This window comes from Psychrobacillus sp. MER TA 171, assembly GCF_023713305.1.
In the GTDB taxonomy this organism is placed as follows: Bacteria; Bacillota; Bacilli; order Bacillales_A; family Planococcaceae; genus Psychrobacillus.
The window spans coordinates 19486-31777 of the sequence record NZ_JAMAWN010000019.1 but is presented as its reverse complement, the minus strand read 5'-3'; the positions used below and the strand labels follow the sequence as shown (position 1 = coordinate 31777).

9 protein-coding genes are annotated in these 12292 nt (G+C 35.6%); 5 read left to right on the top strand and 4 right to left on the bottom strand.

All coding sequences use genetic code 11. The features are described from left to right. Positions 1-93: 93 nt before the first annotated feature. Entirely contained in the window at positions 94-1386 is a 1293-nt protein-coding gene (locus M3627_RS15420) for an extracellular solute-binding protein (RefSeq protein WP_251556424.1), read from the bottom strand. Between the two features lie 170 nt (positions 1387-1556). On the opposite strand from M3627_RS15420, the gene M3627_RS15415 reads away from it, so the two are divergent. Then, complete coding sequence (locus M3627_RS15415; RefSeq protein WP_251556462.1) at positions 1557-2747, top strand: ROK family protein; 1191 nt, start codon at positions 1557-1559, stop codon at positions 2745-2747. 323 nt (positions 2748-3070) lie between these two features. Further along, positions 3071-4681: a glycoside hydrolase family 43 protein gene (locus M3627_RS15410; RefSeq protein WP_251556423.1), complete on the top strand. Its 1611-nt coding sequence runs from the start codon at positions 3071-3073 to the stop codon at positions 4679-4681. A gap of 72 nt (positions 4682-4753) precedes the next feature. On the opposite strand, the gene M3627_RS15405 is transcribed toward M3627_RS15410, so the two are convergent. Beyond that, a complete protein-coding gene (locus M3627_RS15405) occupies positions 4754-5752 on the bottom strand; it encodes a Gfo/Idh/MocA family protein (RefSeq protein ID WP_251556422.1) in 999 nt (332 codons plus the stop codon). 164 nt (positions 5753-5916) lie between these two features. Between M3627_RS15405 and M3627_RS15400 the strand changes: the two genes are divergently transcribed. Next, positions 5917-6792, top strand: a complete 876-nt coding sequence (locus M3627_RS15400; RefSeq protein ID WP_169360067.1) for a radical SAM/SPASM domain-containing protein — start codon at positions 5917-5919, stop codon at positions 6790-6792. Positions 6793-7367: 575 nt separating this feature from the next. Here the strand turns inward: M3627_RS15400 and M3627_RS15395 are convergent. Both M3627_RS15395 and M3627_RS15390 read right to left on the bottom strand, forming a co-directional pair. Continuing rightward, entirely contained in the window at positions 7368-7730 is a 363-nt protein-coding gene (locus M3627_RS15395) for a hypothetical protein (RefSeq protein ID WP_169360068.1), read from the bottom strand. A gap of 132 nt (positions 7731-7862) precedes the next feature. Next, positions 7863-8441: a hypothetical protein gene (locus M3627_RS15390; protein WP_251556421.1), complete on the bottom strand. Its 579-nt coding sequence runs from the start codon at positions 8439-8441 to the stop codon at positions 7863-7865. A gap of 482 nt (positions 8442-8923) precedes the next feature. Between M3627_RS15390 and M3627_RS15385 the strand changes: the two genes are divergently transcribed. Continuing rightward, the gene (locus M3627_RS15385) at positions 8924-9334 is read left to right on the top strand and encodes a (deoxy)nucleoside triphosphate pyrophosphohydrolase (protein ID WP_251556420.1); all 411 of its coding nucleotides are present in this window, start codon (positions 8924-8926) and stop codon (positions 9332-9334) included. Positions 9335-9339: 5 nt separating this feature from the next. Continuing rightward, a complete protein-coding gene (locus M3627_RS15380) occupies positions 9340-12228 on the top strand; it encodes a DEAD/DEAH box helicase (RefSeq protein WP_251556461.1) in 2889 nt (962 codons plus the stop codon). Positions 12229-12292: the final 64 nt, after the last annotated feature.

Genomic DNA, 12292 nt, shown 5'->3' with positions numbered 1-12292 from the left:
CAAGTAACTCCTTCCCTATCAGATAGACAAGGGTTACTCCAGTTAAAGGAATAACCCTTACGTCCATCGACAAATCCTCTAGCTAATTATCTATTATTTAGAAAGAGCATCCTCATGCGCCTTCCCAAAATCTTCTGGAGTCATTTCCTTACCAAATAGAGCCTGAATCGAATCTAAATGTACTTGTGCAACATCAGGGCTCATCTGAACATCTGCAAATAGCGTGATATTACTTGCCTCGTTTAACTCATTTAATATATCAATATACATCTCTGGCAGATCCAACGATCCTGCATCTACTTTGGTAGCAGGGATTACACCTGCTTTTGTAACTGCTTTTTCTCCCCATGCTTTTACAAAGTAAGCTGCAAAGTCCTTCGCCTCTTCCTTAACATCTGAGTCCTCAGCTACGAATAACCCGACTCCAGGCCCTCCAACAAAGCTATCCATATCACCGTTTCCATTAACAGTTGGGAATTTCAAATATTGAACTGAGTCTCTAAATTCCTGAGGTACCGTTTCATTTGTTGTATAGTTCGGTAAATCCCAAGTAGCGATTAAATACATCGGAGCTTGCTCACTCATGAACATACTTTTTGCTTCTTCATCCGCCAGTCCATTAAATCCTTTGACGAATGCACCCATATCAACAAGGTCTTGAACCTTTTGAGCTGCCTCCACTAATGCAGGATCTTCAAAAGAACCAGAACGATCGATTGCCTTGTTAAGAACCTCTGCTCCTCCAAGACGATCTGCTAAATACATATACCAAAGTGACCCTGTCCAAGCATCCTTATTTCCTAAAGCAATTGGATCAATTCCATTTTCTTTAAATACTTTTATCACATTCTCTAATTCTTCAAAAGTCTTTGGTGCTTCTAAGTTATATTCCTCAAACATTGCACTGTTATAGTATAGTGTGACAATATTCAGCTCTAGCGGTAAGCCATATGTTTTCCCGTCTAGGGCATAAGCCTCTGCAGTTCCCGGAACAAAGCTATCACTTAGCTGGTCTTTAATAACATCGTCTAATGGAGCGAACATATTTCCGCCAACATAAGGCTCTAAGAAGCCTGCAGCCCAAGTCATCCCTACATCTGGAAGCTCTTTAGAGGTGGATAATACTCTTAACTTATCCTTGTATTGTTCATTACTTAACACTTCCAAATCCACTTTGACACCATCATTCTCTTTTTCATAATCTGCAATAATTTCATTTACAACATCATAATGTTGCTTGGAACTTCCTTCTGGCCATAAATGCATAAACTTAATTTCTTTGTCCCCATTTTTACTTGAAGATGTTTCATCTGCGTCTGAACAACCTGCTAATAAATAAAATAAAGAAGCAAATAATAGAATTTTAATCATTTTGTTGATTTTCATTCTTATTTCCCCCACCCCAAAGTTTTTACAACAATATTCTGAATATTGTATGCGTTTTCATTGTAGCAAATAACACTATGTTAGTCTAGTGGATAAACAAAGTTTTTTTATTTTTCAGTTTTATGTTAGAATGATGAAAAATGATAAAGAAAGAGCTGAAGTGAATGAAGCTGAATGCTAACCAAACATGGAATCACCATGTGGTCAAAAAAGGAAACAAATCACTAGTTCTAGATAAGATAAAATATAATTCCCCTATCTCGAGAGCGACTGTTGCTAGTCAAGTCGGATTAAACAAAGGAACTGTTTCCTCTTTAGTTAATGACTTGCTGGAAGAACACCTTATCTATGAATCTGGACCAGGGGAATCTAGTGGTGGTAGAAGACCAGTTATGCTGCTCTTCAATGAAAAAGCTGGCTACTCCATCGGGATAGACATTGGAGTTAACTATCTTCTCGGCGTGCTAACCGATCTTAACGGAAATATTCACACCGAGAAGCGTATAGCTTTTAAGAATCTCTCTTATGAAGAAATAGAGTTGAGATTATTTGAAACGATAGACTTCCTCCTTATCTCTACTCCCGATTGTCCCCATGGAGTAGTAGGAATTGGGGTAGGTGTACCAGGGATTGTAGAGAAGGATGGAAATATTCTATTAGCACCAAATTTAAATTGGAGAAATATTAACTTAAAGGAGGTTTTAGAGGAAAAATATAATCTACCCATCATAATAGAAAACGAAGCAAACGCAGGTGCTTATGGTGAAAAACATTTTGGAGCTGGCAAGGACTTTGAGAATGTCATCTACGTAAGTGCAGGAATAGGTATCGGCGTCGGATTAATATTGAATGGTTCTCTTTACAAAGGCTCTAATGGATTCTCTGGTGAGCTTGGTCATATGACTATTCAAGCAGGAGATCTGTTATGTCGTTGTGGAAACGAAGGCTGTTGGGAGCTTTATGCATCTGAACAAGCGCTAATGAGACATGCAGAGAAATTAGATATACCCTTAGATTCACAGGATTTAGAAGGCTTAGTCTCACTTGCGCAAAGTGGAAATGAGGAAGTCATTCAATTATTTCATCAGACGGGAGACTATTTAGGCATCGGCATCAATAACATTATCAATATCTTTAACCCGCAACAAGTCATCATTGGGAACCGTTTAGCTTACTCCAAAAAATGGTTAAAGGACTCTTTAAATAAAAGAATTACAAATCAGGCTCTCTGGTTTCAACAAAACGATTTGCAAATTGATTTTTCAGAGCTATCCACGAGGTCTACAGCATTAGGGGTTGCTGCTTTTTCCATTGAAAACTTTTTAAGTGTCAGTATCCAACAGGATGTTTTGCTAGAATAAACGTTTTCTGGAATAAATTTTACTTTTTTAGAGACTAAAAAATGATTAATTTCCCTCCCTTACACATAGTCGTGATGATTAGTAAATTTAATTATCCGAAAATTACGATTTTATATCTTCTGATAATAAATGGTTTAATGGGCAGCAATTTTTAAATTTATAACCGTTCGCAGGGATATATGACCGCTCAGAAGAATATATAACCGTTCACGGAGATTTATCACCGTTCGCTGAAATTTATAACCGTTCAGCGAAATAAATAACGGCTTACAGTTTATGTGCTTGAAATGGACAAAAATCACTCATAAAAAGGATGATGACAAATGACAACTATTCGCAATCCTATATTACCTGGCTTTAATCCAGATCCAAGTATTTGTAGAGTTGGAGAAGACTATTATATCGCTGTTTCTACTTTTGAATGGTTCCCCGGCGTTGGAATTTATCATTCCAAGGATTTAAAAAATTGGCGTTTAGCTTCTCGACCTCTTAATCGTCTTAGTCAATTGAATATGATGGGAAACCCTAATTCTGGTGGGGTTTGGGCCCCTGCATTATCCTACAGTGATGGACATTTTTGGCTCATTTTCACAGATGTAAAAGTTACAGAAGGACAGTGGAAAGATTGCCATAACTATCTTGTCACTTGTGACACAATCGACGGTGAATGGTCTGATCCTATCTATTTAAATAGTTCTGGCTTTGACCCTTCCCTATATCATGATGAATCCGGCAAGAAGTATTTAGTGAATATGAAGTGGGATCACCGCCTCCATCATCATAATTTCTATGGTATTGCGCTTCAGGAATATGATGTGGAGCAGCAAAAATTAGTCGGTGAATCTACTATTATCTTTAAAGGAACAGATATTAAGCTCGTAGAAGCTCCTCACCTATACAAGATTAATGATTATTACTACTTGTTAACTGCTGAGGGGGGCACAAAATATGACCATGCAGCTACTATGGCGCGTTCGAAAAACCTAGAGGGTCCTTATGAAGTCCATCCAGAAAATCCATTGATAACATCTTTCCCGTATCCACGAAACCCATTACAAAAGTCAGGTCATGCTTCCATCGTCCATACCCATACTGATGAATGGTTTTTAGTACACTTAACCGGTCGTCCACTACCAAGAGACAACCAGCCTTTACTGGATCCACGAGGATTTTGTCCACTTGGAAGAGAGACTGCCATTCAACGTTTAGAATGGAAAAATGACTGGCCATATGTCGTAAATGGAAATGGTCCCTCACTAGAAATTGAAGGACCAGCGATTGAAGAAGTTGTATGGGAAAAGGACTTTGAGGAAAAGGATGATTTTAACGAACAATCATTGAATGCTCATTTTCAATCATTGAGAATTCCACTAAGGGAACACGTTGTTTCACTAAAAGACAATCCTGGTCATTTGCGTCTTTATGGAAAGGAATCTTTAACTTCTAAGTTTACACAGGCGTTTATAGCAAGACGTTGGCAGCATTTTAACTTCATTGCAGAAACTAAAGTTGCCTTCCACCCAAATACCTTCCAGCAATCAGCGGGTCTCGTGAACTATTACAACACAGAAAATTGGACAGCGCTACAGATTTCCTGGCACGAGGAAAAAGGACGGATTCTGGAGATAAGTACATGTGATAACTTTGTATTTGACCAGCCACTCCAAGGAAAAGAGATTGTCCTACCTGAAGATGCAGAGTATGTATATCTACGTGTAGAGGTTAAGACATCTATTTATGAATACTCGTATTCATTGGATGGTGATCATTGGACAACGATTCCTCTTTCTTTTGCTTCTCATAAATTATCCGATGACTATATTCGTGGCGGAGGATTTTTTACGGGGGCATTTGTTGGTATGCAATGTCAGGATACATCTGGTCAAAGCATCCCTGCTGATTTTGATTACTTTGTTTATAAGGAAACAGAATGAGTCTTTAAAAAAAGAAGAGCTAAACTCTTACAACTGTTCTAGTAAGAGTTTAGCTTTTCTTTCTGTATTTTGTTAATTTACCATCTGCATAATTTTTCCCGTTTTAATCGACTCCAGGCAGGCCTCCATTACACGCATGTTTCCAATACTAAATTCGCCTGTCACCTCGGGATTTGTATTCGTTAAAATAGCATTGGAGAAATGTTCGACCTCTATTCGATAAAGATCACCAGGAATATTTTCTTCACTTGTCATGTCATCTTGTTGAATCATTATTTTACCTAAGCCGCCGTTTTGGTCAGGACGAAATGCATACAGCACTTTAATCGTTCCTTTAGAACCCACTATTTCATATTCATTTCTCCCAGCCATGTCAAAGCTACAATTAAACGTAGCATGAATACCATTGTCTAGCTGTAAAGTACCGAATGCACTTATGTCAACATTGGTTTCCTTATCTAGATCTGCCATACAATGCACCCTAACAGGTTCTGCTCCGGTCATATATCGAATGGCATGGATGCAATAACAGCCTACATCGAATAGACTACCCCCACCCATCTCTGGATTCATTCTAAATTCGTTTTGTCTATTTTCCATATAGAACGAGTGGCTGGCAGTAACCAGTTTGATCTCTCCTATAACACCGGAAGAGATGAGTTCTTTTACACGTGTATGCTGTGGGTGGAGCTGATACATGAAAGCCTCCATGAACTTCACATTTTGTTCCTTACAGACTTCAATAATCTCGGTTGCTTCTTGGGACGTAAGCGAAATTGGCTTTTCACAAAGTACGTGCTTTCCTGCCTTAGCTGCTTTAATCACCCATTCCTTATGTAAATGATTAGGTAAGGGAATATAGATTGCATCAATAGTTGGATTGGCGAGAAGCTCTTCATAGCTTTCATAAGCGATATTAATTTCTAATTCCTTTGCAACCTCATGCACTTTACTTCCTCTACTTGCAATAGCCACTAACTCAGCATTTCCAGCTCTTTGGATTGCCGGGATAAGCTGTTCTCTTGCAATTCTCGCCGTGCTTAAAACTCCCCATCGAATCTTTTTTTCCAATAGACACGCCTCCTTTAAAACTATCTCTCATGCTTCATTCGGCAAAATCTGAAGGTTTTCCTTCTACCGTAAAATATACTTTTAGAAAGCTCTCCCCCTAAAATATTTTTCTGTTAAAATGAGTATAGTTGTTTATCAAATAGAACTGGAACGGTGAAGAAAACTTGAAAACTTTTAAAAAGATGTATATAGAAATTACAAGTGTCTGTAATCTTGCTTGTAGTTTTTGTCCACCCACTGCTCGTAAGGCTAACATTATTAAATTAGATGCATTTAATAATATCCTTGACCAAATAAAGGACCATACGAGATATATTTACCTGCATGTAAAAGGAGAGCCACTACTTCACGCTCGTATCGATCAGCTTCTAGATGCTGCTCATGCAAAGGGTTTTAAGGTTAATATCACTACTAACGGAACGTTAATCAAAAAGAATAGAGAAAAATTATTAGGTAAACCAGCACTTCGTCAAATCAACTTCTCTCTTCACAGCTTTGATGGTCATGAAGGATCTGAGAATCGTGAAAAGTACTTAGGAGATATCCTTGAATTTGTACGTGATTCGAGAGAGCATAATACAATTATTTCTTACCGCTTATGGAACCTCCAGCAAGACCAGGTGTCAGACCTAGTACAGCGGAGAAATAGAGAAACATTAGAAATTTTAGAGAATGAATATAATCTAGACTTCAGAATTGAAGAAAAGGTACAACCAGGTAAAGGGATTAAAATCGCTCCAAATGTCTTCTTAAACCAAGATCACGAATTCCAGTGGCCAAGTCTACAGGCTCCAGAGGACGACGGGAAAGGTTTCTGCCATGCTCTTCGAAGTCAAGCTGCTATCCTGGTAGACGGAACTGTAGTGCCCTGCTGTTTAGACGGTGAAGGAGTCATAAACCTAGGTAATATCAATAAAACCCCCTTCTCTGAAATAATTGAAGGTGAACGAGCAAATGCTCTTTACGATGGTTTCACTAGAAGAGAAGCTGTTGAGGAAATGTGTAGAAAATGTGGATATAGACAGCGGTTTGGGGTCTGATTTAAAAAAAGATATTGGAAAAACTCACTGTAAAAAATGCTCTTAAGATTTATACTTACTCGCTTAATACCTTATCTTATCTAGATAGAGCACACTTTGGGTAATTAGCAGTCACTTAAAAAAGATGAACTACTTGAAAAGATTTTTGTCCAAACGTATACTAAAAGTAACAACTGCGTACATTAAAAAAGACTGATTGATGTTAGTGCATCAACCAGTCCATTATAATAGTTGGTCCCAAAGGGGATTGGCTTCCATTAGGATTAACCCATCTGAGCTCTCAACTCAAGGATGGGTTATTTTTTATGGTTAAAGGACAATATTACAACGACCAATGTTGCAAATGCTACCGCAAACATCAATGCTTCGAATACTGACAAGGCACCACCCCCTCTCTAACGGGAGTGAACCAACCACCCTTGAGCTACCACACTATTATCTCTCTATTATACCACACATACGTTCTATTTTCGTTTTATAAAAAGGTAAAAGAGACCTGTTAAGCGAAAATTCTCTCTTAGCTTTTGTCACTTTTACCTTTACTTTTTTATATTTTAACAACTCATCCACACAAACTACTCACTAATATAAATCATATAGCTACTGCTAGAGATCTTGGCAAGGTAAATATCCGGATCCTCGTTAATGGAATAGATTTCCGTTCCAGGCGCTAATGCATTGGAGGAAAGATTATTGCTTGGTACAATATCTCGTCCGACATTTTCTTGTACCTCCCCAACCTTCTCTCCAATAGTGAATTCACTACCTGTTGTTTCTCTAACCTCCGTGAATCTATTACCATTTGCTATTAGGATGGAAGGGCTATCAGCATGAACTTGTATTATTTCACTTTGTACGGTCATTTGGTCATACTCTGTACAGCCAGTAATGATTGGTAAAATACAGCATATCAATAAAACTACCCATGATTTTCGCATTTAAACACCTCTCGCTTAGCTACAAATTACAGCATTGTAAAATCTCTGTGTACAGAAGTATAACCAACTTCCTCATTTATATAATTAACTCAACACATCCTTATTTTCCCATTACAATTGAATCTCTAATTTCTAAATTCCGCCATCCTCTGGGAAATCTACTGTATCAAATACTTTGTTCGTATCCTCGTCCTTTACATCAATCTTTACTTCATACGTTTCATAATCTTCCCCATTAAAATAATGGTAATAAAGTGTTCTCAATAAAAGACCTAAAAGAGCATAGCCCTGGGCATTGCCATCTGCTTCATAAAGCTCTCGGTTTACAGTAGCGGTGTAGTCGTTGTATTCCTTGTTATATTCAATTCCCTTTATCGAGTTAATATCTTCATTCGCTTCTATTTCTTCAACAAACGATTTCAGGTTGCTCTTTAAATCTGCACTGATTTCCTCCTGCGTTCCTCTAGTCATCTCATATTCAACTAGTCGATCTTCTTTATTTATTGTAGTTTTGCTTATCCCAAGTTTGTCCGCCTGTTCAAGTACCTGTTCCTCACTTACGCCATCATAAAAACGAAAAGGAATTGTTACCTGGACCATTTCATCTTTTGTTTTTTCATCTTTTGACTTTCCTTCCTTTTTATCCGTCTCATTACTACAGGCTGATAAAAACAAAACAAAAATCATAAGAACTACAGTTAACTTTCTCAATTTAAAATTCCTCCTAATTACATCTATTACTTACTACCCTATTCTACTTAAAAATAACAAAGAGTACCATTTTTGATGTAAATTCATTACGATTGAACCTAATTCATAATTCCTGCTTTTATAGGTAAACCTAAATAAATCTATTAAAGCAAAATTGATTTTGCTCTAACAAATAAGAATCACTGTTAACACAAACAGTGCTGTTATTACCTGTTTTGTTGATCCCCGAGTCGTTGACTTGTTATAGTCTATACATTAATCGGGCCAAACATTAAATCATAAGTAATAAGTTGACTCAATTAAAACTCATAGTGCCAAAAGAACTTAGCTGTTCTTATTTCTTCATTATTCGTGAAGTAATTATCTACATTAGCTAAATGACTAGAATAAATAAATTCCCAATGATTTGAAGTAATTTTTTGTTTTGTATTTTATAATTAGCTATGAATATAAATAAAATTAAAATTTAGGATGGATATTTTATGAAAAAATTAATTCATGTCGTAGGAGCAATTATTGTGAACGAAAACGATGAAATTTTTTGTGCCTTAAGAAGTTCCAAAATGACACTTCCCAATCTTTGGGAGTTTCCTGGAGGTAAAATTGAGAAAGACGAGACACCAACACAAGCATTATATCGAGAGATACATGAAGAATTTAATTGCACTATTCAAGTAGGTCAAAAAGTTGAAGATACTACATATGAGTATGAAAATTTTATAGTTAGATTAGAAACGTATAAAGCAAAATTATTAGATGGTTTTCCAGTTTTATCTGAGCATGCGGATGCAAAATGGGTCAAAAGGGATTATTTGCATACACTTAATTTTGCCCCTGCTGATATTCCTGCGGTGAATAAAATTATTAGTGAAAAATTAAATGAAATGATGTGATTATAATAGAACCATTGATTCGTAAGATGAAGAACTCATTGTACAAAGGTTTTATAGATAAGAATAGCCCCGTAACCGGACAATTTAAACCTAAATTACTTTCAAATAAATCTCATGAAAATGTCTTGTCTACACTTCTTCAAGAAATGAAGACATGCGAAACTTTTATCTTTTCTGTAGCTTTTATTACTGAGGGTGGTTTAGCTACTTTAAAAACTATACTTTATGATTTACAGCTAAAAGGTATTCAAGGTCGAATTTTAACATCTACCTTTTTAAATTTTAATCAGCCTAAAATGTTTAAAGAGTTATTAAAACTAGAAAATGTAGAAGTTCGGTTGACTGGCGTAAAAGGTTTTCACTCAAAGGGGTACATATTTGAACATAAAGAATATTCCTCTCTAATAGTTGGCAGCTCTAATTTAACCGATAGTGCTTTAAAAGCTAACTATGAGTGGAATGTCTATTTAACATCTCTTGAAGAGGGCGAAATAATTCATCACTTTCGTAATCAATTCGAAGATGCTTGGAATGAATCAATACCTTTAACCTTAGAGTGGATAAACAACTACAATCTGACTTATGTTAACCAACCTTTTATTAACCATCAAACTACGAATGTACTTCAAGTTAACACTCAATATTTATCAAACCAACTAGCCGATAGCCTTGCAATCCAGCCTAATAAAATGCAAGTAGAAGCACTTGGCCAATTAAGAAATCTTCGTGAAAAAGGGGCTAATAAAGGGTTAATTATTTCTGCTACTGGTACAGGGAAAACCTACCTATCTGCTTTTGATGTTCGAAACTTTGCTCCAAAGAAAATGCTGTTTATCGTGCATAGAGAGCAAATTTTAAAAAAAGCACTACAAGACTATAGAAAGATATTAGGCGGTCACGAAGATGACTATGGAATCCTTTCAGGTAATACAAAACAAACGAATGCAAGATACTTATTTGCCACTGTTCAAACTTTGTCATCAACACGTCATTTACAACAATTTTCTAAAGATGATTTTGATTACATTCTAATAGACGAAGTTCATCGTGCAGGGGCAAGTTCTTATCAAAGCATCATAAATTACTTTGAACCAGAATTTCTGTTAGGAATGACAGCCACTCCCGAACGTACAGACAACTTCAATATATTTGAACTTTTTGACTACAAAGTAGCATATGAAATTAGACTACAGGCCGCTTTGGAAGAAGAAATGCTTTGTCCATTTCATTATTTTGGGGTAACAGACTATGAAAGAGATGGAGAGATAATTGATGATACTTCTTCTTTACAGCGCTTAGTTTCTGAGGAACGTGTCCAGCATATCTTAGAGAAGATTAATTACTACGGTTATTCTGGAAAGGGAGTACGAGGTTTAATTTTTTGTAGTTCAAAGCAAGAAGCACATGAGCTTTCAAAAGTGTTAAAAACTCATCATATAAGAACAGTTGCTCTTACAGGTGATAATAAACAATCCGAAAGAGAAGATGCTATTAGTAAATTGGAACGCTATGAACTCGATTATATTTTAACCGTGGACATTTTTAACGAGGGTATTGATATTCCATTTTTAAACCAAATTATCATGCTTCGACAAACACAATCTAGCATTATTTTTATTCAACAACTAGGTCGTGGTCTACGCAAACATGATGAAAAAGAATACGTTACTATTATTGATTTTATAGGCAACTATAAAAATAATTATCTTATCCCCATTGCTCTTTCTGGTGATCAGTCTATGAACAAGGATAATGTTCGTCGAAGAACAGTTAACACCAATTACATTCAAGGAGTTTCAACAATTAACTTCGAAGAAATTGCTAAGAAGCGTATCTTTGATGCTATTGATAATAAAAAATTGAAATTGTCTAATATGGAGTTTCTAAAAGCTCCATACTATGAGCTAAAAAATCGTTTAGGTAGGGTTCCTAAGCTAATAGATTTTATTAAAAACAATTCAATAGATCCAGAAGTAATTTTTATGAACAAGAAAAATTACTTTGATTTTTTATCTAGTATTAATGAACCTGTTGTAGAAATAGACCCATATGAACAAGCAGTATTAACAATGTTTTCTCAAGAATTAATAAACGGAAAAAGAATCCATGAAGTTTTATTAATCCAATGTTTGCTGGATCAAAAGGAAATTTCTAAAATAGATTACCTAAAATTATTACAAGATTACGGAACATATATTGATGATGAGACTATTTTTTCAGTAGAAAATTTACTATCTTTAGACTTTTTTGTTACAACAGCACAGAAAAACTATGGTTCAATACCAATTATTTTTATAGAGAATGGTATATATAAACTAAATGAGAAACTACAAAAAAGTATTGAAAAAGATTCATTTAGATCGTTGCTCGAGGATATAATTTTATGTAGTTTTGAAAAAAATAAAAAATACAAAAAATTGAATCCATTTACTTTATATGAGAAATACTCTAGAAAAGATGTATGTAGACTTTTAAACTGGCCTGCTAATGAAGAAGGCACGTTAAACGGGGGACGAGTTAAAATGAATAAATGTCCTATTTTTGTGAATTACCACAAAGCTGACGATGATGAATCAGAAGTTAAATACATGGACGAGTTCTTATCAGCAGATGTTTTTAAGTGGTGTTCAACCAAGAATAGAAAAATTACAGCTAAGGACATCTCTCCCATTGTTAATTCTACCGACTCTAATATAAAGGTTCATCTGTTTGTCAAAAAACATAACGGTGAAGGTAAAGATTTTTACTACCTTGGAGAAGTTGAAGTGGACCCAAAAAGTGCACAAAATGACACCCTTATCGACAAAGGAAAAGAATACAGTGTAGCTACTATGAACATGATTTTAGAACAACCAGTTCAGTATGATATATACCATTATTTAGTAGAAGAATAATAAAAAAGAGTATCTCTAACTTTTATGTTAAAGATGCTCTTTTTTCATTAATAATTCTTTTACT